Here is a 22,598-nt window from a genome sequence, read left to right on the forward strand (position 1 = left end):
CGCAGGCTAGGCCGCTTCGTTCAGCGACGGCAAGGTGGGGTGATTCGGTCGCTGCTCGCCCTGGCCGTTGTGCTGCGCGGCCTCGCCGGTGAGATATTCCTGCACCGCATGCTGCGCCAGGGAATCGATCAGGCGGCAGAGAGCAGGGGAAAGGTCAGGCATGGGAGTCCTCCGCGCGGCGCGCCGCCTCACGCTTCGCATGCCGGCGCTCGATCTTCTCCCGGTTGGCCAGCATGATCTGCTCCAACGTCATCCCGAACTGCGCCGCGATGCGCGTCAGGTAGTGCAGGACATCGCCGAGCTCCAGGAGCAGGTCGTCATGGATCTCGCGGCCGTCCCGCACATGCTTCTTCAGCAGTTCCTGCACCTCGCCGGCCTCGCCGCCCAGGCCGACGGACATGATGAACAGCTCGCGCAGCTCGTTGGTCTCGCGCTCGTAACCGAGACGGTTCCAGTTCTGCTCGACCCATTGCTGGTAGGACGCGGGCATCATGTCGAACAGCCGCAGCACGCGCTCGGGCGAACACATGCCGATGAAGGTCGCGTCCTTCAACAGCGCAGGCATGCCGACATGGTGCTCCAGAATGCCCACGGCCTGGATCGTCGAATACCAGTCGCCGCCATTCGCCAAGCAGCTCTCGGCCGCCTGCTTCAGCAGATCGAGGCCACCTTCATCTGCCGATTCGGAGGCCACCAGTTCGATACTCATTGAGCTACTCCCGTAGTTGTTCGTCCCGGCGCGCCGACCAACGCGCGCAGCCGGTTGCGGGCTTTGCGAAGCTGATCGGCGACAGCCATGTTCACCAGCTCGCACTGGTGGTTGATCGGGTACCGGACGATGGCGCAGAGGGTCCGGAGCCGGCAGTCGCTCTGGTAGAGGCGCCAGGTGATCGTTCCGCTGGCCGATACGGCGCGCGCCCACGAGAAGCAGCCACGGCCGGTGGGGCGCTTGTGGGTGGTAGGGCGGGTCATGCTCGATCGCGCTGAATCTTTCGTAGATCCCTCTCGCGCTCCTCGGGTGAACGTGGACCGTTGGTCTGGTCAGCCGCAGGAAGGAAACCCGTACCAACCTTGGCACCGGTCACCTTCATTGCCTCGACCTCTACGCGGGCGGAATTGATGACCACCTGCGCGACATCGGCAACGGCCTTGGCCCGGGCGATGTCCATAGGGTTCTTCTCGTCGCGCAGAGACTTCAACGTCTCGAACAGGTGATCGCGCAGCTCGTCAATCTTGGCCATTTTCTCGACGCTCCTGTTTTCGGATACGGCGCACCAGAGCGCCGCGCAGTTGGATTGCCTCGGCCAGCGGCTTCGGCAGGTTGTGGACGGTGTTACGCCGCATCATTTCGGCATCGCTGACCAGCTCGAGGCGATCTAGCGTGATCTCGGCGGATACGGCGGTCTTCTGGCCGGGACGGAAGGCGACCTTGTGCCCGTCCGGGATGGGCCCATGAGCGGCTTCCCACACCAGTCGGTGCACGGCGACCCAGCGGCGGGCCGGCACCGGGTGTTCATCGGTGACCTTGCGCTCCAGATAACCGTCCTTGCTGATGCGCTCGGTCCCGATAGGTACGTAGTTGTGCTGGGCCTGGCCGGACATCTGGCCCTTCTTGAACTGAGTCTCGGCCATGCGGCCCGGTGACCATCCGGGCGGACGCTTCACACCTTTGTTGGCCGGCACCAGTCCCTTCCGGAACTGGCTTGCCCGCATGCCTGGGTTCGTGCGCGCCCGGATAGCCTGCCGCTGGCGCTCGCGCTCATAGAACGCCGAGCTCTTGGTCAGACCGAGTAGGTGAGCGCGGTTGTAGATCTGGCATTTCGTGCGCCCAAGATCGCGTGCGATGTCGGCCGTCAGCTCCTCGGGAAAGCGATCGCGCAGGACGGCATCCTCGACTTCCGTCCACTGGCTGCGATCACGAAATTTCAGGCCTAGCGCGGTGGCTCTGGCATGGACCGTCTGCTGGCCGCAGCACATGAACACGGCGATGAAAGTCACGCCGTGGCCGGCGGCGTGCAGCTTTCGCAGCACGTCGTCATCCAGCGCAGACCAGTGGCGCACCTGTCCTTTCACGCCGGACTGCCCTCCGTCTGGCGCTTCTTGCCGACCTTCTTCGCCGCCGGCTTCGGCCGCACTGGTGCCTTCGGCCGGAGCACCTTCGGGATCCAGCCGGCAGGGAAGAACTGCATCGCCTTCGCCGGCATCGTGGCTTTCGGCTCCTTTGCCAGCATGCCCAGGGCGATCTCGCCGCCGCCTGCGTCCTTGGCCATAGCCAGCACGGTCGCCTTCGGCATCGTTGCCAACCACTCCTCGGTGGCCTTCCAATGCTTGCCCAGGTCGACCTTGGCTGCGGTGGCCAACTCGACGACGCCACCCTTCATGCCCGGGGACACGTCGACCACGTCGATCTCGCGCGCCACCAGGTAGGCCAGCAGCTTGCTGATGAACTCGAACTCCTGCTGCAGCAGGAACGGCCGCAGCTCGTCCAGCTTCTTCGGCAGCCGGTCACGCCAGGCCTTCGCCTGCTCCTCCATGCGAGAGGCCGCCGGCGCGCGGCCGCTGATCTGCGCGATGTTGCCCGGCATGCGGCCGGAGGCCTCGCGATGGATATGCACCCACGTCCGCGGGCCGTTCCAGGTGTGGTCGTAAAGCGCGCGGCCAGCCAGCTCAGCAGCCAGCAGCGCAAGCGCCGTGCGCGGCATCGTAGCCACCTCGGCGGCGATGATGTCTCCGGCTTCCGCCTGCAGGCGCTGAATCGCTGCGAAGGACAGGTCGCCGGGCTTACGCGCTGCCTTCGCTTCCTTGCCTCCTGTTACGGCGCCACCGGCTTTCGCTGCGGCCTTCCGGTCCTGCGGCCGCACCAGGCCACGCTCGATCTCCGTCTGGCCGTTATGCGCGATCGACACGACGACGCCCGCATGCGATTTGGCATCGTCGGTCCAGGTCTGCTTTGAGCCCTTCCAGGTCGACTGGGCGGTGCCGAAGGTATACCGGTCGCTATACGGGAACTCGATCCGCGTCTCGACCCACGCCCAGCCCTCCTTGCGGATCTTCTCGGCGGTGCGCTCGAGCTTCTCCTCGGCGAGCTTGTTGGCCAGCTTCACGTCGACCAGAAAAGCATCCGCGTCGCTGCCGAAGATGTCGCGGCGCACCTCTCCGCCAGCCTTCTCGTAAGCATCAATGCCGATGAACTTCGCCAGCTTGGACGTCGCGGCGAGTTCCTTCTGGGTGATCGCGCTGCGCAACAGGTCCGGCCGGCGCTGCCATTCCTGCTTCGCGCCCTTCCAGACGTGCTGCTGCTGCAGCTGGTCGTCGGTGAGGGCCAGCGCCATCATCTGCTCGAGGGTGGCCTTGCCCGCGCGGTACTCGTCCAGGATCGCCGGCGCCACGTTGGCCAGCTTCAGGCGCTGTCGCACGTACAGCTCCGACTTGCCGAAGCGTTCGGCGATCTCTGCCGTGCTGCATCCAGAGCCATCGTTGGCCAGCGAATGAAACGCGTCGAACTCGTCGGCGGGGTGCATCGCCTCACGGATCACGTTCTCAGCCAGGCTGGCCTCGTGTCCTTCGTCACGATCGACGATCCGGCACGGGATGCCATCGACCAGGGTGGCGGGAAGCGCGCCGGCTGCCTGCAGCTTGGTCAGCGCCTTGAGGCGTCGGCTGCCGGCGACTACCAGGTAACCGCCGGTGCCTCCGTTGCCCACGGCCTCGCCCTTGATGACCGTCAGGTTGTGGATCAGGCCATGGTGCGCGATCGAGGCGGCGAGGTCGTCGATCGATCCGCTGCCGGTACGGCGCACATTGAGGCGCGTGGCGCGCAGCTGATCGAGCGGGATGGTGGTGACGGCGTCGGCTTCCATCACGCCACCTCCAGGCAGTTCGCGTTTGGTGCTGCAGCGACCATTGCCCTGTAGGCGGGGAACATGGTCGCGATGGCGATCGCGATATCGTCCAGGGAGGACGCACCCACGGCGTCGAAGTGCTTTGTCAGCAGAATCCTTGCCGCGGCTTTTGCCGACGTCATGTCTTCCTGCGAAGGAACCGGCCATGCAGCTGCTGCTGCAGCGGCAATCTGCTCGTGGCTTGGCTCCCGAGGGACCAGTGCCATGCCTTCGGGAACATTCAGTCGCTCAGCGGACGGCACTGCAAGGTCAGCGCGCACATACTGGATCTCCAAGCCGCCAATGGGCTCGTCGTGCCACGTCACGTCGAACGCGCCAGGCCACCGCTCACCTCGGTCGCTGTTGTCGCCATCGGTATCTATCTGGAGCCAGATGCGCGCCGGGGCCGATCGGTCGAGTTCGCCGGGCACGTAGCCGCAGCTGCTGGCCAACCTCCCGTTCAGAACAGAAGTCATCCGCTCGATCTCCGCCCGCATGGCCTTGAGCGCCTGCGAGGCGATCCACGGCGCCGGCGAAGCATGGTCGGCGAGCTCCAGGGCGCGCTCTAACGTGATGTCTTGCGGTTGCATGCAGTGATCCTCACGGTGATGCGACGCCCGCTCAGTCGATGGCTGAAGCGGCGGCGCGAATTGATCATGGAGGCCAGCCACGGGCGCTGTTGCATCAGGCGATGGCACAGCCGGCGGGCGTTGGCATGGCGGAAGTGGCCGTCGTAACTGGCCCAGATGGCGTCGAGCCTCTGGATGGCCTCTGGCGTGGCACGCACGCCGGCCCGCACCTGGTGCTCGCGGTGCCACGCATCCAGCCGCTCGGCGGCATGGCTGACGACGCGCCGGCGCACCCGGGTATGGGTGGGGAAGACGACATAGCCGAGGAAGTCAATGCCGGCGGACAGCGGGCGCAGCCGGATGTCGTCCTTCAGGCGCAACCGCAGGCGCTGGCCGAGGAACTGCTCGATCTGCGCCTGCCAGCGCTCCAGCACGGCGCGGTCGCGGTGCACCAGCACGAAGTCGTCGACGTAGCGCAGGTAGCGCCTGGCCTTGAGCACGTGCTTGACGAACTGGTCCAGCGCGTCGAGGTAGACGTTGGCGAAGAACTGGGACGACAGGTTGCCGATCGGCAGGCCGAAGCCCGGCGGCGCGTTCTCCAGCCGCTTATGTGCCGGCACCTGCGCGCGCTGCTCTGGCGTGGCGCGGTGGATGACGCCCTGGCGCTGCACAGGATGGCGCAGGAGTGCGTGCACGGCCCGCATGGCGGTGACGGGTAGGCCGGCGCGCGCGAGGCGCGCCTTGAGCATGGCGTACAGCGTGGGCCGATGTATGGCGTTGAAGAAGTTGTGCACGTCCAGCTGCAGGTACCAGCCGCCGCCCTGTCCGCTGTGCACCTGGCGCACGAACTGCTGCAGGCGCTTCACTGCCGCATGCGTGCCTTTGCCCTTGCGGTTGGCGTAGCTGTCGTGGATGAAGGTGGGCTCATAGACCGCCTCCAGCTGCGGCACCAGCCAGTGGTGCACCACGCGGTCGCCGAAGTCGGGCGCATGGATCTCGCGCGCCTTGGGCCGCGTGGCGATGAAACAGGTGGTGGGCGCCGGCGACCAGGTGCCCGCGGCGAGGCGCTCCTGCAGGTCAAGCAGCCGATCGATGGATCGCAGATCGAATGCCAGCTGGTTGGCGCTCGGCTGCTTGTTGCGGCGCGCGGCATGCCACGCCTGGTACAAAGCCCGCAGGCTCACCTCACCCTGACACTCACTGGCCGGCGCCACGCGACGCACCGCCCGCACGAACGCGGTGTTGTTCCGGTGGTTGTTGTTCACGTTGCCGTTGTTGAAGTTGACGATCCACGCGTAGTCCGAGGACCACGCCTCCCCGCGCTCTTGCGATCCGGCCATGCATCCTTGCTGTGGGTAGCGGGGCGTCGTCATCGGTTGGCCTCATCCGTCGAGGCGGCGCGGGTACTCAGTGTCTTGGCACGCTGCCCCTGCGCTCGCGCCGGGGCACTCTGGCCTTGAGGGTGATGCTGCTTGTGCCAGCCACCGATCTGGCGACCCAGTGCGGCGGCGCCACGCGCCAGCGCTTCGAACTGACCGAAGCTGGCGAACACGCGGAGTTGCTTGCCCAGCTGCAGGGCGAGCTTCAGCTCGTCGACCTCCCACACCAGCTGCTCCAGCCAGCTCGCCTGGCGCGCCCGATCACGGGCCGCCCGGTTGGCGGTGAGCAGCACGGCCCAGCTGCAGGCGCGCAGCTTCTCGCCGAACGTGTACCGATATCGGCGCGGGAACCTGGCCGAGGCCTGCTCGATGTCGCGAGCGAGGCCTTCGGCAAGGCGCACGGCGGGTGGGAGGATGAAGGTCATGGTGTGGTTAGGCCAAGAAGCCGATTACTGACTGGCCGGCGCCACGCGACGCACCGCCCGCACGAACGCGGTGAGGCCCCGGTGGCTGAGGTGCACGCTGCCGTCGTGGAAGTGGACGAACCACGCGTAGAACGAGGACCACGCGTAGAACGAGGACCACGCACTATCGGTGCCAGTCCAGTACCAGTCCGCCTTCGCATCCGGGAACAGATCCGTATCGCAGGACGGGCTCTTGCGGCTGTAGTCGACGATCGACACCAGCTCCTGGACGGTGGGCAGGCGCCAGTCATCGAAGCCGGCGTTGTTGAGCTCGGACGTTGCCTTTTCGGCCTCGGCGTGCGGCATGGGATCCGGCAGCGCGCCCACGGCAAACATCAGCCCGAGGTCCAGCAAGAGAATGGCCGCATGGCCTGTGGCGTCAGCGGCGAGATGCTCGCCGGTGTTGCTGATCTTGATCGCATTCATGGCGGTTCCTTGAAGTGGGTGGGGGAGGGCCGAAAGGCCGATTACTGACTGGCCGGCGCCACGCGACGCACCGCCCGCACGAACGCGGAGCTGTCCCGGTGGTTGCCGAGCACGTGGCCGTGGCCGAAGCTGACGAACCACGCGTAGACCGAGGACCACGCCGTCGGCGTGCACGTCCAATACCAGTCGCTCTGGGTGTCGCGGAAGTAGGTCGGGTCGATCGCCGGGGAATGGCGGGTGAGGTCGAGAATCGCCTCCAGCTCCAGCCGCTCCGGAAGGCGCCAGTCGGTGAAGCCGGCCAGGTTGAGCGAAGCGCAGGCCGCCTCGGCATCGGCGAAGTTGAGTTCCTTTTCGCTGATGTCGTCGGCACTGAACATCAGGCCGAGGCCCGGCAGCAGCACGGCATCCCAGGCGATGGCGTCGGCGGGGAGCTGATCGCCGTTGGCGGCGATCTTGATCATGGTTTCCATGGGGTTTCCTCAGAGTGGAAAGGGATGGCCGAAAGGCCGATTACTGACTGGCCGGCGCCACGCGACGCACCGCCCGCACGAACGCGGTGTAGTTCCGGTGGAGGTAGTACACGTGGCCGTAGTCGAAGTCGACGAGCCACGCGTAGCCCGAGGACCACGCCGTCGGCGTGCGCGACCACACCCAAGTGCTGTTGCTCTTGAACACGCTGGTGTCGATGCAGGGCTCGTGACGGGTGAGGTCGCGGATGCCTTCCAGCTCCGGCAGATCCGGCAGGCGCCAGTCGTCGAAGCCGCCCAGGCGCAGCTCGCTGCAGTAGGTTTCGGCGCTCGCGAAATCCATGCGCGCGCCGCTCTCTTCCGCCGCCCACATCAGTCCGGTGCGGTGATCGATGACAGTGGTGCCGTCGTTGCTGAGCTGAAAGCGGTGCGCAGGCTCGTCGACAGGCTCGGGAGCGGAACCAGGCGTCGGCCACGGCATGGCGATCGACATCGGCGGAAGATGGATGTGCAGGTGTTTAGCGCTGATCAGGGACGGTTTCATGGGTTCCTCGCTGGTGATGGGAATCGCGGACGCGATTACTCCTGAACCTCGTGCTCGCGACAGCAGAGGTCGAAGGCGCGATTGAGGTCGTTGATCTGGTGCGACTCAGTGGTGTCGTCGGCCAGGAGCGCGGCGTGCTGCTCGCGGTAGGCCGCTCGTGCTTCGGTGGTGCTGCAGTCGCGCGGCACACCGAGGATCTCGCTCCAGTGGCGCTCGAGCGGCGCCGGCGCTGCGGTGACCTTCACGTCGACACCCAGGCGCTCGCTCAGGGTGCGGCTGAGGTTGTCGGCCACGTTAGCGGTGATCTTCTCGCTGAGCTTCTGCTCCGGCGGCAGGGTGACGGTCGCCTGCAGGGTGGGGCGCTCGAACAGCGCGCGCGGCACCTGCACGGTGATCAGCATCGGGATTTCGCCGGCGGCGCACTTCGGCGGCCGGGCGGTGAGTCGTGCCGCGAGCTTCGGGAAGTGCCGGCCCTTGCTGGACAGCACCAGGTGGAATTCGCCTTCGATGGTGGACATAGCGTGGCCCTGGAAGAGTCGCCGGGATTCCGCCCGGCCGGTGCCCTGCGGGGCAGACGTCACGCGGCGGCGGCCGCCGCGTTGGATGGGTGATCGGGGTAGCTGCCCCACGGCGCGTCCAGCACCGACCAGGCCGTGTCTCCGGTGCCACAGCAGTTCCGGCGCGCATAGCGGCACAGCCGACCGTCCTGCCAGACCTCCCGGCGCTGGGTGCGCTGGTTGTCGAAGACGCCGTCGAACAGGTCGGGGGTACGGTTCGCCATGGTCAGTGCACCGGCGGCAGGCCATCGGGCAGAATCACGCCGGCCTGATCCCAGGCGAGCTGGGAGAGCAAGTCGGCCATGCGGCGCTCGTCGCGCTGGCGCATGGCCAGGCGCACCTCGTGCCAGACATTGGTGCCGCGCATGGCGCCAGGCGTGTCACCCGATCGCGCGCCGATGCGGCAGTAGCCAAGCTCCTGCAGCTCCTGGTCCGACATGTCATCGAGGCAGTCCAGGATGTCGTCGTCGTCGATGTGTACCTCGACCGTCATGTAAGGCATGACGTTTCCTCCTCAGGGCTTGAGCAGTGACGCCGGCTTCGGCACGAACGGCTGGGCGGTGCTGGTCGCCTCCAGCTCGCGCTGCCTCTCGGGCGTGTTGTCGACCTCGGCCAGCACCCGGCAGGCGAGCGCGCCGCGGTCGAATGCCGCCGGCGACTTCTTCCAGTGCTTCTTCGGGGCGCCTTTCGGGTGCGTGGCGCGGCGGCGCCAGTTCTCCTCGGTGGCGTACCAGAGCAGGGCCTGGCGCATGGCGGCGTTCTCGGTACGCAGGCCGCGCAGCTCGCGGATCCAGCGGAGCATCAGGCCTTCCCCATCCGAGCCTTGCGCCGGCGGTTGCGCGCCTTCTTCTGGTGATGGCATGCCTTGAGCTGGCGCTTCTGGGGTACGCCCTTGCGAGCCGGGAGATACCCGAACGGCCTGAAGAACCGGCGCCGCGCCGACCGCGACCGGCGCGCGGCTCCGGGCATGACCGAGGGCGCCACAGCTGGCATCGGTGGCAGGAACCCGCTGGCGCCGAGCGTGGCGAGACCGACAAGAAGCGCGAGAGATCGACGGCGAAACGTCATGGATGGCTCCAGGTAGTGGATCAGGAGGACGATTTGGCGTCGTCGGCGGGAAGGCGTCCGGCCCAGCGCAGGACGTCGATCGATTGCTCAAGCGTCAACGGCGGGCAGACGCCAAGATCAGGACCGGTCAGAACGGATTGCGCGAGATACATCAGCCGAGTGTCCTCGGGATTGATAGGCGCGGAAAGTTCGCCCCACGGAATGAAAGGACGTGCCTGGTCGGTGATCACGGAGCTCATGGACTGATCTCCAGGTGGTCCCCCTTCCCGGCAGTCGCAGCGCTCTCGAGGGGGAGGGAACGAGCCTCACCGCGCTCTGCCGGGTCGGGGGGTAACGGGGGAACGATGCGCAGCGGGTAGCCTTCGAGAGCCAGCAGCTCGAGCAGGTCACCAGCTGCAAAGTCATAGATGTCGGAGACGCCGCTCACGGGGTCCACCCCATCCAGCGGCCGAACAGCACACCCAGCGCGACACCCGCGCTCACCGCCAGCACCAGCCGCTGGATCGACGGCGCGACGGTCACCGGATCCGGTGACATGCCTTCGTCGCACTCGCCGGTGCCGGCATGCATGATCCGGTCGAGCAGCGCCTCAGCCTGGAGGTCCGCATGGGTCTTCTCGAACCGGTCCTGCTCCATGCGCAGCGATTCGACGTGCCCCTCGATCCGCTGGCGCTGGTTGCGCTGGTATTCGCGCACGCTGCCGTGCTGCTGGACCAGGTGCAGGTGCCGGCGCTGCGAGATCGTGCGGCCGATGTGGGGAACTGCGTTCATGGCATCCACCTCAGAAGCGGTAGGTGACGGTCAGCACGTTCGCGCCATTCCAGATGGGCGGCGTGCGGCCGTAGTGCTGGGGGAGGGACATCGCGTAATGGTCGAAGGCGACCGTGTAGTGCCCACGGCTCAGCGACAGGCCGACCATGCCGGCCAGCGCCCACTTGCGATCGGTCTGGACAGTGACCGTGTGCGGATCCATCTGCAGGCTCGGCGTCCAGTTGTAGACGGTCTCGTGCCAGGTCTGGCGGTAAGGGCCAAGGCCAGCCTCGACGCCGAAGCGCATGCCGCGCCACTCACGCCAGGCGTTGACCTTGAACAGCAGTCCGCGCACATGGCCATGGCCGACGAACGTGGCATTCGGCACCGGCACTGCATCAGCGCGCATCCGGTGCGCCCTGGTGTCGTAGTTCGAATCGAGCGGCGTGCAGACGCAGTGCGATGACGCCGGGCCGAAGTCCACGAAATCAGCGTGCCAGTCCAGGCCACGGTCGCCGCGGTCAATCCACGAACCGGTCAGGCCCACCGTGAAGACCTTCGCGGTCAGGCCCAGGTGATGCGGCTGGCCGATCTGGTACCAGGTGCCGTCGCTGTAGGGCGTGTACTGGTTGATGCCGGCGCCGATCTCCGGGCGCACATCGCTGGCGCGGGCGGTCTCGGACAGCGCCAGGCCGACGAGGGCGGCGATGATCAGGGCGTTCATGCTGCCACCCCGTTCACCGCATCCCACACCTGATCGCCAAGGGATGCCGCAAACTCACGCGAGGCAGTAGCGAAACGCGAATCCTCGTTGCACAGACCATCCCCGACGCGATAGAGGAGCGTCAGCCAGTTCTGGCGAACCTTGTCGCAAGCCTGTTCCAGCGTGAGTCCGCGCTGCACATACGGCCGCACCGCGTCGAGGAAATCCATCGCACCAGGCTGGGCGAGAAACTGGTCGAGGCTGAGTTCGTTGCTGTCCATGGTGTCCTCCGTGGGCCGGTGGCCTGTTGGAGAGAGTAAATCACCATTTACCGCAGCAAGTCAACAACAATTTACTGGCCCACTGAAAAGCGGGGCACCGCCGTCCTGAGGGCAAAAAAAAGCCCGCGCGAGCGGGCTTGGTGCTGCTTTTTATCGGCCCTAGTTGCCTAGAAGGAGCGGCATCAGTGCGCTGGTATCCATTTGGTACATCACCTGCTTGCCGTCAGCGGTGACGTCAACCGGAACATCATACGGGTGCCCATTCGCAATCACGGTCGCGATGCCCTTGTATCGGTTTCCTTCGACATGGATCAGGGTCACCTTGTTTACATAGAGGTGATAGCTCGCGATTTGCGGCGTCGAATCGAACTTCTCCTGCATGAGTTGCACCACGGAAGTCTCGAGGTCGGCTTTCGTAGAGAACATCGCTGGTAGCCATCCATCAAGAAATCCCCACGCGCCAATAGCCATCGCGATGAGCAACAGCAGCAGCCGGAGCGACGAACCGCGCTTCTTCTGCTCGTTGCGCGCTCTCGGCCTTGAGGCCAGGGTCATCGGGCTTCCGCAATTGGGACAGCTGGCTGCCTCGGTGCTCACCTTGTGCCCGCATTCCGGGCAGTCCACTAATGCCATGACGTTCCCCTGTGACGAATCAATCGACCCAGCCAGCCACCCATCGGATGCGTCCGGCGATATCGATCCCCTTGGAAGGGTCGAGCCGGCGCGGCTTGCGCCACTTCGGGTCGGTATCATTGTCGCTGACCGCGTACCAGGCGCCGTCGAGCTCCATCAGCCGCTTCGCCAGCAGCTCGCCGTCATAGGTGATGACGTAGAGCCGGCCATCCTTCGGCGTGCGGTCGCTGGTATCGATCAGGATGGCATCGCCATCCTTGATCGTGGGGTGCATCGAGTCGCCCTTGCCATAGATCACGGCCAGCTTGTCGGCGCGCAAACGCTTGCGACGCAGGCTCTCGGCCCGGAACTTGAGCTTATGGGTCTCGGCATATTCATCAGCCATCTGCCCATCCCCCAGGGCCGCCGCCTGGCGGACACCCATGATGTCCGACCAGTCCGAGGCGTCATCCGAAGGCACGGGCGCATTCTTGGGCCCGGCGCCAGAGACAAGCCATCTCAGGTTTACCCGGAAATGACGTGCCCAGCCTTCTAGAAGTTCGGCGTTCGGCTTCTGGTTCTTCCCGCTCTCCAGCTGCGACACGAACTGCTTTGTGGTTCCAACGATCGCGGCGAACTCCGGCTGGTTCATGCCGGCATCGGTTCTTAGTTGCTTGAGGCGGTTTCCAATCATGTCAACCAGCATTGACCGGAAAGCGTAAATAGCGGTTGACGCTGCGGGGTAAACAATGATTTACTGCCGCCATGAACATCACCAAGCGCCTCATCAAGGATCGTCTCGGCTTTACGACCGATGTGCAGGTGGCCGACTGGTTCGGCGTCACGAAACAGGCTGTGGGGCGGTGGGAAGAGGACGAGCCTATCCCCCAGCTTCAGCGCTACCGCGCAGTCGAGAAGCGCCCGGACCTGTTCAGCGACGAAGTGCAGGCGGCCTGAGATGACCGTCTCAGTGCCCCTGCTGATCAAGCAACTGCCGAGCGGCGAACTCGTTTGCATACGCGAGCAAAGCCTGGGTGTCGATGTCACGGCCCGAGAGCCGGCACCACTCACCAAAGGCTTTCGAATCCACGTGAGCTTTGAAGACGCGGACCCCGTGCTTGGCCTCGAGGTTGTCGAGCGTTTGCTGCGCGGCGATCTCCCAATGGTCGTGGGCGGGTGAAGTTCCAAGCCATGAATGAGCTGTGTGTCCATGGCAAAAAAATTTGCCCGAACGGGCTGATAAGCGCTGATAACGATTCGTATCAGGGGTTCCCATGCAGCAGCTTTCACTGACCTTCGAACCCGGCCTGGCCCAGCGGTATGCCAATGTCCGCGAGTGCTTCGCGGCGTGCGTCTACCAGCGTGGGCTGGGCCGGGTGGCGGCCGCTTGCGACGTCGCTCCGTCCAACCTGTCGGCCATGCTCAGCGGTGACCGGAACCTGCCCACGGATGTGGTCGAGCGCTACCAGCAGGAGTTCAAGGACAACACCCCGTCGCTCTACATGGCGGCCAGGTACTGCCAGGACGCGCAGACGATCCAGCAGCAGGCGATGGCCCAGCTCCCCGGCGTGCTGGCCCAGCTGCAGGCACTAATGGCTGCAGCTGGGACGGTCAAGGCATGAACGGCACCCTGATCGACTTCCGCCACTTGGACGCGCCCAAGCCGAAGCCCAAGTGCGATCCCGAGTTCCTGCCGCCCGATCCCGAGGACGTAGAGAAGGCGCGCAAGTTTAAGGAACGGCTTTGGGTGGAGCGAGAGAGCGCGAAGTACAAGAAGACCGAGGGTACACGCTGATGGCATCCCCGAAATCTGATGTTCGATCGTCCGAGCTCGCCATGCGGTCTCTTCTCGTAGTGCAGCAGTTCGCCGAGAAGGATGCGCGTTTCGCGATGTGCGAGGTGGTCGACGAATTGGTCGCTCGGTTCGGTATTTCGCGCGCGAATGCCTACCGGAAGGTGGGTCAGGCCATCGATGTTCTCGCCATTCACTACGACCCGGACAAGACCCGGTTCGGTGACAGGATTTCTGCCGGGTTTTTCCAACGCCGCCTTGAGGATCCCAGCTTCCATCCAGGACGGCAGCGCGCATGAAGTACCTGCTGCTCGCATGGTCACAGGGAAACCTGTCCGCGCAGGCGGGACAGACCATTGCGGCGTGCCCCTACCTGCTCGGCCGCATGCGCGAGGCGTGGCTCTCCGGGTTCTCCGCCTACGTCGCGCCTCGGTGCTGCCGGAGGCGTGGATGAAGCCCTGGCCGCTGGACAAGGAGCTGCCGCGCTGGGTGGTGCGCACCGCGCACCTGGTGGACGGCCTGTGGCTGCATTTCTTTGCGACGCGGGCCAAGCAGCGCGCATTCGCGCAGAAGCATCACGGCGTCCGCTACGACCTCACCCGGAGCAAGCACGGATGATCACGCTGGGAAGCACCGACCGGGGCGCCGTTCGCCTGGCCATGGCTGCCCGGGACGCAGTTGTCGTAAAGGGGCAGTGCGCCGTCTTCGTCTCGCGCAAGACCGGCGAGGCTGTCGCGGTGCCCTACATCGACCCGAGCTACGACTGGCTGCTGCGCAAGCATGCCGAGCACCTTGTCGGCGTCTACACGGACCCGGGCTACAAGACCTCCACGCTGCGCCAGCAGCTGCTCGAGGACATCAACCACCATCTGAAGCCGGCGCGGCAGGGAAGGGCGGCATGAGCAACGCGATGCTCAACGCCTGCAAGCCGCTGCGGATGGCTCCTGCACAGAAGGGCGTTCTGATCGCCCTGGCGGACGCCGCCAATGCCGACGGCCGCACGTGGATCTCGATCCCGACGATCTGCGAGTTCACCTGTTACGGCCGCACCGCTGTGATCGATGCGCTGAAACAGCTGGAAGCCAGCGGAGCGATCGAGGTCAGGAAGGAAATCGGTAAGGCGACCCAGTACCTGCTAACCCCTCAAAAGCATATCGACCAGTCCGCCAGCCGGACGGGTTCGCGAGGCGGACGGGTTCGCGAGGCGAACTGCACCCGTCCGGGAGGCGGACTGGACCCGTCCGGGAGGCGGACCCGTCCGCCAGCCGGACCCGTCCGGGAGGCGGATTCGACCCGTCCGCCAGCCGGACTGGACCCGTCCGCCAGCCGGACTGGACCCGTCCGCCAGCCGGACCCGAACCCTAAAGAACCTCATAACAACAAAAGCACCCCTGTCTCTGGCGCAGACGAGCGCGAAGCAGGCGAGGCGGGTGCACCGTCGGCGCCCGAGCCGCACGTCACCGCTTGCCAGGCGATGGTCAAGGCAGGCATCCCCGCTTCGTTCGTTCACCCGTCGAACTCGACGTTGCACGAGCTGATCGCTGCCGGCCATCCGCCGGAGGAGTTTGCCCGAGCCGCGGCGCTGGCGCTGGCGACCAAATCACCGCGAGACGCCTTCGGCTACGCCATCGGCATCGTCCGCAACGGCGGGGGAAAGGCGCGAGCATCGCCGGGCACAAACGGCACCAGCAGGCCATCCGCAACGGACAGTTTCAAGGACACGACCTATGTCGGAACCCCAGTCGAAAACCTCTCCCCCGAGCTCCGGCGACACCTCGAGCAATCCGCCACAGGGTGAGCCGGACATCCAGGTCCTGCACCTGGAGTGCCCGCGGCATGGTGTCTTCGAAGCGTACGGCCGCACCGCCGGCGCCGGCATGCCGATCGCCCAGGCCTGTCCACGATGCTGCGACGAGCGCTACCACGACGACGAGACCAGGCGCCGGGAAGCAAGACGGCAGCATGCCGAACAGCAGATGCGGTCCCGGCGCATGCGGGAGATCGTCGCTGCGGCAGAGATCCCGGCTCGCTTCCGCGACGACTCGCTGGAGAACTTCAACGCAACCAATGCCGGACAGCGGCTAGTGCACGGCGTCTGCTGCGCTTACGCCAAGACCTGGCCGGAGCAACTGCAGAAGGGCGGCGGCCTGCTGATGACCGGACAGCCCGGCACCGGCAAGACGCACCTCGCCTGCGCGATCGCCCATGCCGTGATGGCCAATCACATGTCGACGGTGAAGTACGGCACGGTCTCAAGCCTCAGCCGGGGGATCAGGGCCACCTATGGTGCGCGGTCGGAGAAGTCCGAGTCCGAGGCCATGGCTGATCTGGTGCGCCCTGATCTGTTGATCATCGACGAGGTCGGTGCTCAGTCGGGCTCGTCGCACGAAATGCAGCTGCTGTTCGAGGTGATCGATAGCCGATACCGGGAGCTGAAACCCACGATCCTGATTTCGAACCTTAACGCCAAGCAGCTCGAGGAGTTCATCGGCCAGCGCGCGATGGACCGATTCAGCGAGTGCGGACCTGTGCTTGCCTTCGACTGGGCAAGCCACCGTAGCAGCCAGGAGGGCATGGCGTGATGGACCTTCCCGAACTCAGCCGCCACGCTCAGGAGCGCTGGGAAGAGCGCTGCGCCGGCCTTAATGTGCCCACCGAATGGGCCACTGTGCGCCGGTGCGGCCGCAAGACGAAGCGCAAGGTGATGCAGCGCTGCCCAGCCCATGCGCACTTGATGCGCGATTTCCATGGGTTCTGGTACGGCATCAGCCGGCACCGCGTGGTGTTTGTGGTCGATCAGAACCAACGCGTGATTACGGTGTTCCGCCTGGAAGCTCAACAGGGGCATCCGGCATGAAAGCACCTGACCTGATGGACCGGGTACTCGGTGCCCTTCGCCTGGAGCCCATGAGCCCGCGCGAGCTTTCGCTGGTGCTCACCACCACTGAGCGCAAGGTCCGCGAAGCACTCCAAAAGCTGCATTCACGCGGGCTGGTACAGCTTCTTTCCAGCCGAAAAGCATGGATCCGTGCACCGAATCATCGGAGGGCAGCCTGATGCGCCGCACCCCGGTTCGCGAGGACGTGAAAGGCATGCTGAAGACGACGGATTACTGCGGGAGGCACAACCGGCGGTATCGGGTCTGGGCGCTCCTGGGCGGCAAGCTGGTCGCACGGCGATGCCCAGAATGCGAGCAGGCTGATGCCGATGCCATCGCCCGGGCCCGGGACGAGGCGGCGCGCCGTGGGTAAGGCCGGCGCCCTCAGGTTCTCGAGCGAGGCGGCCCTCCCGTCCCGCATGCGCGACATGCTGAGCGCGCAGGGGAAGAGCGGCGCGGCCCAGCTCGTGCCAGCGAAAGAGGGGGCGCCGAAGAAATACCGCAACCAGGTGACGGTGGTCGACGGCATCCGCTTCGATTCCAAGCGCGAGGCGCGCTACTACGAGCAGCTGAAGCTACGGAAGCAGGCCGGCGAGGTGAGTTACTGGCTGCGCCAGGTCCCGGTGCATCTGCCCGGAGGCACGAGGTACGTGCTCGACTTCCTGGTGTTCTTCACCGAACCGGGCCGCGATCCCGAATACGTGGATGTGAAGGGCCGCGAGACGCCGGTGTTCCGCCTGAAGAAGCGCGAGGTGGAGCACCACTACCCCTTCCGGATCGTCCTCGCATGAATTCCCGCATCTTCTGCTGCCTCGGGCTTCACTCATGGAAAACGGTAATGCGTGCGACGTATTGGCCACCTGGCAGCTTCGGTGGATTGGTCAGGGCATGGACGCATGGGAAGCCGGTGCAGATTGGCCGCAAGTGCCGACGCTGCGGCAAGCGGGTGGTGCAGTGACGACAAAACCCGCTGCAAAAAATAACCCGTTCCATAACCGCCGGCCGCGCCGGCATCACAGGAGAGAGCTTATGCGTAATCGATCGCTACTACTCGCCATCGCGCTTCTTGCGCTGACCGCATGCACTGACAATGAAACCGCCGCCCGCGCGCTGCATGGCGCCGGGTACTCGGACGTTCAATTGACCGGATACCGGTGGATCGGCTGCGGGAAAGACGATGACTTCTCGACCGGATTTAAGGCCAAGGGTCCGACCGGAGTTCCCGTTACTGGAGTCGTTTGCTCCAGCTGGTTTGGCAAGGGCGCCACAGTCCGCCAGGACTGATGATGGCGACGCCGGACACCTACACCAAGCCGGAACGGGCGACCGAGCGCGGCATCGCCCGGCGCGAGTTGGCCAAGATCCTGCGCGAGGGGCGCGTCTGCGAGTTCTGCACCCACCGCGATTCCCAGACCATCTTCGGCCGCACCGTGTGCCAGAAGTTCGGCCGGAGCTATCCGCTCTGCGCACACACGCCCGGCCTGCAGTTCGAACCCGACCACCAACGCCTGAAGGGGAAATCCACATGCACGTCGGAAAGCTGATGGCGCGCCTGAACGCCAAGACCGTGCGGTTTGATACCGGAAGCGGTGGAACGATCGAGCTGACCCCGCAGGACATCGCCGGCGCCCTGGCGTTTGTCCCCGATGGGCTGGGCCGAGAGCTGCTATGCCGCACCTGGTGGCCGGACGGGGCAGCCTTGACCGAGCGCCAGCTGCGTGACCGCCTGCTGTCGATGATCCGGGAGGAATGGGCTCGGCGCGAGTCGGCGATGCTGGACGGCATGCTGGCCGTGGCCATGGGCGGATCCCGTGGGCGCGAAAAGTACGCCACGGCGCATGCGAACCGCTGGCCGGCGATGATGCGGATCGAGTCAGGACTGCCGATGGCGGATGATCGCTACTTCCGCCTGCGCGACGCGGTGATCGACGAAGCCTGCGGCCGTCATCTGTGCCCGGGCTGCTCTGGCCGCGGCAGCGTGATCGGCGGGGACGGGGTGCACCGGCACTGCACCACCTGCAACGGCGACGCCAGCGCGAAGGTCAGCGAGCGTCAGCGGGCGGAAGCCTGTGGGATCAGCCAGGCCACCTTCAGGCAATGTGGGTGGGATCGGGTTTACACATGGGCTATCGACCGGTGCGCGGCCGCCTACCAAGAGGCATACGACGCCATGCGCGAGGCCGTTCGATAGTGAGTTGAGACAACCACTCACTTTCCATGCGATTTTGTCACCATCGCAGAACCCAACCCCAAAGCCTCGCCGTCGCCGGCGGGGCTTTTTCGTTTTCGGAGAACGCCATGCACTACCGCAACGGCCGCGAGGCCAAGAACGGCGACAAGATCGTTTCCCTGGCTGGCTATGGCAGTGGCCCGGTGAATATCAATGCGATCGGCATCCTGTTCGATGCCACGCCGGGAAGCGATTATTGCAACGGAAGCATCGCTTCGATCATCGGCGGCCCGGTGGTTGGCGCTTGCCTGTGCGACTGCCTCCATGTCGATGACTTGGCCGCGCTGCTGGTCGAGAAGGGCCTGCATCAGCGGCCGGAAGGCAAGTAACCGTTTCAGCGGGCTAGATCAGTGGCAGATCGCTGGGCTCATAACCCGGAGGTCGCTGGTTCGAGTCCAGCGCCCGCTACCACTTTGCCGTACCGCTTCACCGGGACAACGCCCACAAAGGCCCTTGTGGCGGCGATGGGCTGCGGCAAACCAGACCCAGCCACTGCGCACTGACCCCGCCAGAGAGGCGCCGTCGCGCTGCGGATTTACCCGGATCCGGTTGATACACCCGTCCGCTCGCTGGCTGGGCTGGACCCTATTTTCGCGAGGATTGAACCATGGCCTTCCAAGATTCCGTCGCAGTGCAGAACGCGATGCTCAACGCGTTCGCCAGCACCGTCGGGGCAAGCCCGAAGCTTGACCTGTGGAACGATGGCGGTTCTGGTCGGCCGGCGAATGACGCAGCCGCAGCCACTGGCACCAAGATTGCCGAGGGCACGCTGCCGGCCACGCCGTTCACCACCTCGACCGCGAACGCCATCGCCAACAATGGCACCTGGACGGTGACCGGTCTGCCGGCGGCTGGCACCGGAACGAACGCCACCTACTACCGCCTGATGGACAGCGCCGGTACGACCTGCCATCAGCAGGGCGCGGTGCATCCGCTGGGTTCGAACTGGGCTGCGTCCACGGCCTATGCCCTGAACGCCATCGCCTACGCCAACGACAACGTCTACAAGTGCACGACCGCAGGCACGTCGGCATCGTCTGGCGCCGGCCCGAGTGGCACCGGCACCGGTATCACGGATGGCACCGCAGTCTGGGCCTACGTGTCGGACATCGGCATTGGCCTGAGCAACATCAGCGTCACCAATGGCGAGAGCATCAGCCCGGTCACGTATTCCCGTTCCCGCGGCAACTCGTAAGGCGCTAGACCGTGGCTATCGCAGTCGGCGCGTCGGCGTCGTGCAATGGCCCTGGCGTCACTACCAGCGCGGTCACCACGGCCGCGACGGGCTCAAGCTTCGCGGTCGTCACCGGCGAGTACCGGGCGGCTGGATTCAGCGGCGTCGCCGATATCACGGCGCCGAGCGACAGCAAGGGCAACACCTACACCAAGGTCTCCCAGGTCGTCTCGGGGAGCTACCGGCTGACGGTCTGGGTCGCCACGAACGGCACCGGCGGCGCTAGCCACACCTGGACGAACCACGACACCAAGAGCTACGGCACGCTGACGGCGGCCGAGATCACGGGCGCGGCGACCAGCTCCATCACGGATGGCAGCAACACCGGATCGGGCAGTGGCACCGGGCCATGGTCTACCGCCAGCTTCACGACGGCGAACGCGAACGACCTGCTGCTCGGCTTCTGCGTCTACGACTACGCGAGTTCGAATAGCGGCATTACGGCGGTCGCCAGCGGTTACACGCTGAAACACGACACGCCGACGTCGGATGACATCTGCTCGGCGATCAGCAGCAAGGTCGTCAGCGCCACCGGGGCGCAGACCACCAGTTTCACGTCGAGCACGGCCAGTATTGGCCTCGTCTCGCTGGTGGCGTTCAAGCAGGCAGCGGCAACGGGAGCCACCGGATCCGCGGCGCTCACGGACAGCGCCGACACGCTGGCTTCATCGGGCACCGTTTCGGTTTCCGGGTCTGCCGGACTGACCGACTCGTCCGACGTCTTGATCGCAGCTGGATCAGTCGCGGTGACGGGTTCGGCCGCGCTGGGTGATAGCGCAGATGCCCTGGTTTCGTCTGGAAACGTCGCAGTCACAGCCGCCGCCAGCCTCACGGATGCGGGCGACACGCTCGCTGGCGCGAGCACAGTATCGATCACCGGCGCGGGGGCGCTGACGGACGCGCTGGACAGTCTCACCGCTGCCGGTGCGGTCGCCGTCTCGGGCGCCGTTGCGCTGGTCGACGGCTCGGACGACTTGACGGCATCCGGCTCGGTCAGCGTGATGGGTTCGGCCAGCCTGCAGGACAGTGGAGATTCGCTGACCGCTTCGGCGGGTGGTGGAAACTTCGCCGCGGCTGCTCTGACCGATAGCTCGGACAGCCTGGCGGCTGCGGGCGCGGTGATCATCGCCGCTGCGATGGCCGTCACGGATTCGCCCGATTCGCTGTCTGCGTCCGGCCTGGTGGCGATCACCGGGCAGGCGGTCCTGACCGATGCCGGCGACACGCTCGCAGCCGCGGGTGGAACGCCATCGGCAACGATCACCGGCAGTGCGGTGTTGGTTGATGCGGCAGATTCACTGGTTGCCTCCGGCATTCTCAGCACCACTGGGCCGAGCGTCATCGTGAGCGCCGAGTTCCCGGCGGAATTGCGGGCCGTGGATTTTGCGGGCGAGGTTCGCTCCCTGCAGTTTCTGCCTGAGGTGCGAACCGTGGAGTTCGAAGCATGATCACGTCGCCGCCTTATCCGCCCACCTTCGGGCCGAAGAATCCGGCGGATGTCGGGCTCATCCTCGAAGTCGATTGCACGAAGCTGCTGGCCACGCTGGCGGAGCCCAACGCGAAGATCGCCACGGTGCAAGGCGTTTCCGCATCGCCCAGCGACGTGCAGCTCGGCACTCCCTCCCCGACTTCGGATGCCCTCAAGATCCGGGTGCCGAGTACGGGAGGGACGCTTGGTCAGGTCTATCTGCTTGCGTTCACATTCACGACCACAGGCGGCCAGACGCTCACGCGCTCCGCTTATCTGCCAGTTCGCACGATCTGACATTCAACAACCACCCCGCTGCGCGCGGGATACAGCACGCGGAGGCGAGATGGACCACAACACCGGAACCGAGATTGTGAAGGCTACGCCCGCCGCGGCAGCCCTCACGGCAAAGGTGCTTGGGATCCATCTTCCCGACGTGGTGCAGCTTCTCACAGCGATCTATCTGTTCTGCCTGTGCGTGCAGTTCGGATATCGGTTCGTGAAGTGGGTGCGCAACCGTAGGGCCGTCCCATGAGCCGAATCACGCCTGAGCAAGCGGGCGGACAGAATGTCTGCGCCTTCCTGGACATGCTGGCGTGGTCAGAGATCGGACCGGATCTCTTGGCACATAGCGATGACGGCTATGACGTGCTGGTCGGGTCGACGGGTCGAGATCCGCTTCTGTTCGACAGCTACGCGACGCATCCGAACATCTACAACCGCCGCTTCAAATCGACCGCGGCGGGCCGGTATCAGCTGCTAGGTCGGTACTGGGAGTCCTACAAGGCCCAGCTTCGGCTGCCGGATTTCGGCCCAGTGAGCCAGGACCGCATCGCCATCCAGCAGATCCGCGAGCAGCACGCGCTGCCCGACGTGATTGCTGGGCGCCTGGTTGATGCCATCGGCAATGTATCGAACATCTGGGCGAGCCTGCCGGGCGCTGGCTATGGCCAGCACGAGCAACACATCAATGATCTGCGCCAGGCCTTCCTGGCTGCGGGAGGAACGCTCGCATGACCCTGCAAACCGATATCGCCGCAGTCAAGCGCTGGTGGCGCAGCCGCACGATCTGGCTGGGCGCTCACCTGATGGCTGCCGCGCCGGTGCTCGAGTACGTGCGCGACCACTCGCAGATGCTGCACCACTACATCGGGGAGGCGGACAGCGCCGTTTCGTTCGCGCTCGGTGCGCTGATCGTCTACCTGCGCAACAAGACGACCACGCCGATCGGCAAGCGGTCTGATCCAACTAACCAAGCGGGAGCCTGACATGAACACCTTCGACTGGATCGTGCT

At 65.5% G+C, this 22,598-nt stretch carries 47 protein-coding genes, 1 tRNA gene and 1 pseudogene; 24 read left to right on the forward strand and 25 right to left on the reverse strand.

The annotated features are described in order from the left end of the window. Window positions 1–6 precede the first annotated feature (6 nt). From NC595_RS18195 to NC595_RS18305, 24 genes and pseudogenes are all read right to left on the reverse strand, one after another. Window positions 7–162 carry a hypothetical protein gene (locus NC595_RS18195; RefSeq protein ID WP_253568765.1) on the reverse strand — a complete coding sequence of 52 codons (156 nt, stop codon included), beginning with the start codon at window positions 160–162 and terminating at the stop codon, window positions 7–9. Further along, window positions 155–694, reverse strand: a complete 540-nt coding sequence (locus NC595_RS20515) for a nucleoside triphosphate pyrophosphohydrolase family protein (RefSeq protein WP_253568766.1) — start codon at window positions 692–694, stop codon at window positions 155–157. The genes NC595_RS18195 and NC595_RS20515 overlap by 8 nt, the downstream gene beginning before the upstream one ends. Before the next feature lie 11 nt (window positions 695–705). Continuing rightward, window positions 706–972 carry a hypothetical protein gene (locus NC595_RS18205; protein ID WP_253568768.1) on the reverse strand — a complete coding sequence of 89 codons (267 nt, stop codon included), beginning with the start codon at window positions 970–972 and terminating at the stop codon, window positions 706–708. Next, window positions 969–1,241: a hypothetical protein gene (locus tag NC595_RS18210; RefSeq protein WP_253568769.1), complete on the reverse strand. Its 273-nt coding sequence runs from the start codon at window positions 1,239–1,241 to the stop codon at window positions 969–971. The genes NC595_RS18205 and NC595_RS18210 overlap by 4 nt, the downstream gene beginning before the upstream one ends. After that, window positions 1,228–2,073 carry an HNH endonuclease gene (locus NC595_RS18215; protein ID WP_253568771.1) on the reverse strand — a complete coding sequence of 282 codons (846 nt, stop codon included), beginning with the start codon at window positions 2,071–2,073 and terminating at the stop codon, window positions 1,228–1,230. The genes NC595_RS18210 and NC595_RS18215 overlap by 14 nt, the downstream gene beginning before the upstream one ends. After that, the gene (locus NC595_RS18220; RefSeq protein WP_253568773.1) at window positions 2,070–3,860 is read right to left on the reverse strand and encodes a ParB/RepB/Spo0J family partition protein; all 1,791 of its coding nucleotides are present in this window, start codon (window positions 3,858–3,860) and stop codon (window positions 2,070–2,072) included. Before NC595_RS18220 ends, NC595_RS18215 begins: the two co-directional genes overlap by 4 nt. Next, window positions 3,860–4,471, reverse strand: coding sequence for a hypothetical protein (locus NC595_RS18225; protein ID WP_253568774.1), 612 nt, complete (start codon window positions 4,469–4,471; stop codon window positions 3,860–3,862). Before NC595_RS18225 ends, NC595_RS18220 begins: the two co-directional genes overlap by 1 nt. Next, window positions 4,447–5,790: an RNA-directed DNA polymerase gene (locus tag NC595_RS18230; protein WP_253568776.1), complete on the reverse strand. Its 1,344-nt coding sequence runs from the start codon at window positions 5,788–5,790 to the stop codon at window positions 4,447–4,449. The genes NC595_RS18225 and NC595_RS18230 overlap by 25 nt, the downstream gene beginning before the upstream one ends. A 29-nt stretch (window positions 5,791–5,819) precedes the next feature. After that, the gene (locus NC595_RS18235; RefSeq protein WP_253568777.1) at window positions 5,820–6,254 is read right to left on the reverse strand and encodes a four helix bundle protein; all 435 of its coding nucleotides are present in this window, start codon (window positions 6,252–6,254) and stop codon (window positions 5,820–5,822) included. 24 nt (window positions 6,255–6,278) lie between these two features. Beyond that, a complete protein-coding gene (locus tag NC595_RS18240; protein ID WP_253568778.1) occupies window positions 6,279–6,719 on the reverse strand; it encodes an Lcl C-terminal domain-containing protein in 441 nt (146 codons plus the stop codon). A 41-nt stretch (window positions 6,720–6,760) separates the two neighbouring features. Beyond that, window positions 6,761–7,189, reverse strand: coding sequence for an Lcl C-terminal domain-containing protein (locus NC595_RS18245; protein ID WP_253568779.1), 429 nt, complete (start codon window positions 7,187–7,189; stop codon window positions 6,761–6,763). Window positions 7,190–7,229: 40 nt separating this feature from the next. Continuing rightward, entirely contained in the window at window positions 7,230–7,730 is a 501-nt protein-coding gene (locus NC595_RS18250; protein ID WP_253568780.1) for an Lcl C-terminal domain-containing protein, read from the reverse strand. Between the two features lie 35 nt (window positions 7,731–7,765). After that, the gene (locus NC595_RS18255) at window positions 7,766–8,248 is read right to left on the reverse strand and encodes a hypothetical protein (RefSeq protein WP_253568781.1); all 483 of its coding nucleotides are present in this window, start codon (window positions 8,246–8,248) and stop codon (window positions 7,766–7,768) included. Window positions 8,249–8,307: 59 nt separating this feature from the next. Beyond that, a complete protein-coding gene (locus NC595_RS18260; RefSeq protein ID WP_253568782.1) occupies window positions 8,308–8,511 on the reverse strand; it encodes a hypothetical protein in 204 nt (67 codons plus the stop codon). A 2-nt stretch (window positions 8,512–8,513) separates the two neighbouring features. After that, window positions 8,514–8,789 (reverse strand): hypothetical protein, encoded by a 276-nt coding sequence (locus NC595_RS18265; RefSeq protein ID WP_253568783.1) that lies wholly within the window; start codon window positions 8,787–8,789, stop codon window positions 8,514–8,516. A 12-nt stretch (window positions 8,790–8,801) separates the two neighbouring features. Further along, window positions 8,802–9,089, reverse strand: coding sequence for a hypothetical protein (locus tag NC595_RS18270; protein ID WP_253568785.1), 288 nt, complete (start codon window positions 9,087–9,089; stop codon window positions 8,802–8,804). After that, window positions 9,089–9,355: a hypothetical protein gene (locus NC595_RS18275; RefSeq protein WP_253568786.1), complete on the reverse strand. Its 267-nt coding sequence runs from the start codon at window positions 9,353–9,355 to the stop codon at window positions 9,089–9,091. The genes NC595_RS18270 and NC595_RS18275 overlap by 1 nt, the downstream gene beginning before the upstream one ends. A 20-nt stretch (window positions 9,356–9,375) precedes the next feature. Beyond that, window positions 9,376–9,594 (reverse strand): hypothetical protein, encoded by a 219-nt coding sequence (locus NC595_RS18280; protein WP_253568787.1) that lies wholly within the window; start codon window positions 9,592–9,594, stop codon window positions 9,376–9,378. A gap of 184 nt (window positions 9,595–9,778) precedes the next feature. Next, window positions 9,779–10,126, reverse strand: coding sequence for a hypothetical protein (locus NC595_RS18285; RefSeq protein ID WP_253568789.1), 348 nt, complete (start codon window positions 10,124–10,126; stop codon window positions 9,779–9,781). Window positions 10,127–10,136: 10 nt separating this feature from the next. Then, window positions 10,137–10,829 carry a hypothetical protein gene (locus NC595_RS18290; protein ID WP_253568790.1) on the reverse strand — a complete coding sequence of 231 codons (693 nt, stop codon included), beginning with the start codon at window positions 10,827–10,829 and terminating at the stop codon, window positions 10,137–10,139. After that, complete coding sequence (locus NC595_RS18295; protein WP_253568791.1) at window positions 10,826–11,089, reverse strand: hypothetical protein; 264 nt, start codon at window positions 11,087–11,089, stop codon at window positions 10,826–10,828. The genes NC595_RS18290 and NC595_RS18295 overlap by 4 nt, the downstream gene beginning before the upstream one ends. 159 nt (window positions 11,090–11,248) lie before the next feature. Then, a complete protein-coding gene (locus NC595_RS18300) occupies window positions 11,249–11,644 on the reverse strand; it encodes a hypothetical protein (RefSeq protein ID WP_253568792.1) in 396 nt (131 codons plus the stop codon). A 3-nt stretch (window positions 11,645–11,647) separates the two neighbouring features. Beyond that, a pseudogene (locus tag NC595_RS20600) lies at window positions 11,648–11,722 on the reverse strand (zinc ribbon domain-containing protein); the annotation flags it as partial. A 19-nt stretch (window positions 11,723–11,741) separates the two neighbouring features. Next, the gene (locus NC595_RS18305) at window positions 11,742–12,407 is read right to left on the reverse strand and encodes an XRE family transcriptional regulator (RefSeq protein ID WP_343214921.1); all 666 of its coding nucleotides are present in this window, start codon (window positions 12,405–12,407) and stop codon (window positions 11,742–11,744) included. 59 nt (window positions 12,408–12,466) lie between these two features. Here NC595_RS18305 and NC595_RS18310 point away from each other — a divergent pair, with 59 nt between their 5' ends. Then, window positions 12,467–12,658: a hypothetical protein gene (locus NC595_RS18310; RefSeq protein WP_253568794.1), complete on the forward strand. Its 192-nt coding sequence runs from the start codon at window positions 12,467–12,469 to the stop codon at window positions 12,656–12,658. 10 nt (window positions 12,659–12,668) lie between these two features. Here NC595_RS18310 and NC595_RS18315 read toward each other — a convergent pair whose 3' ends face one another. Then, a complete protein-coding gene (locus NC595_RS18315) occupies window positions 12,669–12,977 on the reverse strand; it encodes a hypothetical protein (protein ID WP_253568796.1) in 309 nt (102 codons plus the stop codon). Between NC595_RS18315 and NC595_RS18320 the strand changes: the two genes are divergently transcribed. The 23 genes from NC595_RS18320 (at window position 12,976) to NC595_RS18430 (ending at window position 22,571) form a co-directional block, all read left to right on the forward strand. Next, on the forward strand, window positions 12,976–13,323 hold the full coding sequence (locus tag NC595_RS18320; protein ID WP_253568797.1) for a hypothetical protein: 348 nt from the start codon (window positions 12,976–12,978) through the stop codon (window positions 13,321–13,323). The two genes, NC595_RS18315 and NC595_RS18320, sit on opposite strands and share 2 nt — an antisense overlap. After that, window positions 13,320–13,496 (forward strand): hypothetical protein, encoded by a 177-nt coding sequence (locus tag NC595_RS18325; RefSeq protein WP_253568798.1) that lies wholly within the window; start codon window positions 13,320–13,322, stop codon window positions 13,494–13,496. Before NC595_RS18320 ends, NC595_RS18325 begins: the two co-directional genes overlap by 4 nt. Continuing rightward, the gene (locus NC595_RS18330) at window positions 13,496–13,792 is read left to right on the forward strand and encodes a hypothetical protein (protein WP_253568799.1); all 297 of its coding nucleotides are present in this window, start codon (window positions 13,496–13,498) and stop codon (window positions 13,790–13,792) included. Before NC595_RS18325 ends, NC595_RS18330 begins: the two co-directional genes overlap by 1 nt. Continuing rightward, window positions 13,789–13,947 carry an Rmf/CrpP family protein gene (locus tag NC595_RS18335; RefSeq protein WP_253568800.1) on the forward strand — a complete coding sequence of 53 codons (159 nt, stop codon included), beginning with the start codon at window positions 13,789–13,791 and terminating at the stop codon, window positions 13,945–13,947. The genes NC595_RS18330 and NC595_RS18335 overlap by 4 nt, the downstream gene beginning before the upstream one ends. Continuing rightward, on the forward strand, window positions 13,944–14,111 hold the full coding sequence (locus NC595_RS18340; RefSeq protein WP_253568802.1) for a hypothetical protein: 168 nt from the start codon (window positions 13,944–13,946) through the stop codon (window positions 14,109–14,111). The genes NC595_RS18335 and NC595_RS18340 overlap by 4 nt, the downstream gene beginning before the upstream one ends. Then, window positions 14,108–14,395 (forward strand): hypothetical protein, encoded by a 288-nt coding sequence (locus NC595_RS18345; protein WP_253568803.1) that lies wholly within the window; start codon window positions 14,108–14,110, stop codon window positions 14,393–14,395. Before NC595_RS18340 ends, NC595_RS18345 begins: the two co-directional genes overlap by 4 nt. Next, complete coding sequence (locus NC595_RS18350) at window positions 14,392–15,291, forward strand: helix-turn-helix domain-containing protein (RefSeq protein ID WP_253568804.1); 900 nt, start codon at window positions 14,392–14,394, stop codon at window positions 15,289–15,291. Before NC595_RS18345 ends, NC595_RS18350 begins: the two co-directional genes overlap by 4 nt. Then, the gene (locus tag NC595_RS18355; protein ID WP_253568805.1) at window positions 15,221–16,075 is read left to right on the forward strand and encodes an ATP-binding protein; all 855 of its coding nucleotides are present in this window, start codon (window positions 15,221–15,223) and stop codon (window positions 16,073–16,075) included. Before NC595_RS18350 ends, NC595_RS18355 begins: the two co-directional genes overlap by 71 nt. Next, window positions 16,072–16,350 (forward strand): hypothetical protein, encoded by a 279-nt coding sequence (locus NC595_RS18360; protein WP_253568806.1) that lies wholly within the window; start codon window positions 16,072–16,074, stop codon window positions 16,348–16,350. The genes NC595_RS18355 and NC595_RS18360 overlap by 4 nt, the downstream gene beginning before the upstream one ends. Further along, window positions 16,347–16,550, forward strand: a complete 204-nt coding sequence (locus NC595_RS18365) for a hypothetical protein (RefSeq protein ID WP_253568807.1) — start codon at window positions 16,347–16,349, stop codon at window positions 16,548–16,550. Before NC595_RS18360 ends, NC595_RS18365 begins: the two co-directional genes overlap by 4 nt. Further along, window positions 16,550–16,744 (forward strand): hypothetical protein, encoded by a 195-nt coding sequence (locus NC595_RS18370; RefSeq protein ID WP_253568808.1) that lies wholly within the window; start codon window positions 16,550–16,552, stop codon window positions 16,742–16,744. Before NC595_RS18365 ends, NC595_RS18370 begins: the two co-directional genes overlap by 1 nt. A 46-nt stretch (window positions 16,745–16,790) precedes the next feature. After that, window positions 16,791–17,162, forward strand: a complete 372-nt coding sequence (locus NC595_RS18375) for a DUF1064 domain-containing protein (RefSeq protein ID WP_253568810.1) — start codon at window positions 16,791–16,793, stop codon at window positions 17,160–17,162. Window positions 17,163–17,196: 34 nt separating this feature from the next. Then, a complete protein-coding gene (locus NC595_RS18380; protein ID WP_253568811.1) occupies window positions 17,197–17,655 on the forward strand; it encodes a hypothetical protein in 459 nt (152 codons plus the stop codon). Between the two features lie 2 nt (window positions 17,656–17,657). Then, window positions 17,658–17,915, forward strand: a complete 258-nt coding sequence (locus NC595_RS18385; RefSeq protein WP_253568812.1) for a hypothetical protein — start codon at window positions 17,658–17,660, stop codon at window positions 17,913–17,915. Beyond that, window positions 17,897–18,562, forward strand: a complete 666-nt coding sequence (locus NC595_RS18390; protein WP_253568814.1) for a hypothetical protein — start codon at window positions 17,897–17,899, stop codon at window positions 18,560–18,562. The genes NC595_RS18385 and NC595_RS18390 overlap by 19 nt, the downstream gene beginning before the upstream one ends. Before the next feature lie 107 nt (window positions 18,563–18,669). Beyond that, complete coding sequence (locus tag NC595_RS18395) at window positions 18,670–18,930, forward strand: hypothetical protein (RefSeq protein WP_253568815.1); 261 nt, start codon at window positions 18,670–18,672, stop codon at window positions 18,928–18,930. A gap of 7 nt (window positions 18,931–18,937) precedes the next feature. Then, window positions 18,938–19,012: transfer RNA gene (locus tag NC595_RS18400), tRNA-Met, on the forward strand. 196 nt (window positions 19,013–19,208) lie between these two features. Further along, window positions 19,209–19,796, forward strand: a complete 588-nt coding sequence (locus NC595_RS18405) for a hypothetical protein (protein ID WP_253568816.1) — start codon at window positions 19,209–19,211, stop codon at window positions 19,794–19,796. 11 nt (window positions 19,797–19,807) lie between these two features. Further along, entirely contained in the window at window positions 19,808–21,283 is a 1,476-nt protein-coding gene (locus NC595_RS18410; RefSeq protein WP_253568818.1) for a hypothetical protein, read from the forward strand. Continuing rightward, window positions 21,280–21,600 (forward strand): phage fiber-tail adaptor protein, encoded by a 321-nt coding sequence (locus tag NC595_RS18415; RefSeq protein ID WP_253568820.1) that lies wholly within the window; start codon window positions 21,280–21,282, stop codon window positions 21,598–21,600. The genes NC595_RS18410 and NC595_RS18415 overlap by 4 nt, the downstream gene beginning before the upstream one ends. A gap of 49 nt (window positions 21,601–21,649) precedes the next feature. Next, entirely contained in the window at window positions 21,650–21,838 is a 189-nt protein-coding gene (locus NC595_RS18420; RefSeq protein ID WP_253568821.1) for a hypothetical protein, read from the forward strand. Continuing rightward, the gene (locus NC595_RS18425) at window positions 21,835–22,320 is read left to right on the forward strand and encodes a glycoside hydrolase family 24 protein (protein WP_253568823.1); all 486 of its coding nucleotides are present in this window, start codon (window positions 21,835–21,837) and stop codon (window positions 22,318–22,320) included. Before NC595_RS18420 ends, NC595_RS18425 begins: the two co-directional genes overlap by 4 nt. After that, window positions 22,317–22,571, forward strand: a complete 255-nt coding sequence (locus NC595_RS18430) for a hypothetical protein (protein WP_253568824.1) — start codon at window positions 22,317–22,319, stop codon at window positions 22,569–22,571. The genes NC595_RS18425 and NC595_RS18430 overlap by 4 nt, the downstream gene beginning before the upstream one ends. The last annotated feature ends 27 nt before the right edge of the window (window positions 22,572–22,598 follow it).

It is taken from the genome of Dyella lutea (assembly GCF_024158035.1).
GTDB lineage: Bacteria > Pseudomonadota > Gammaproteobacteria > Xanthomonadales > Rhodanobacteraceae > Dyella_A > Dyella_A lutea.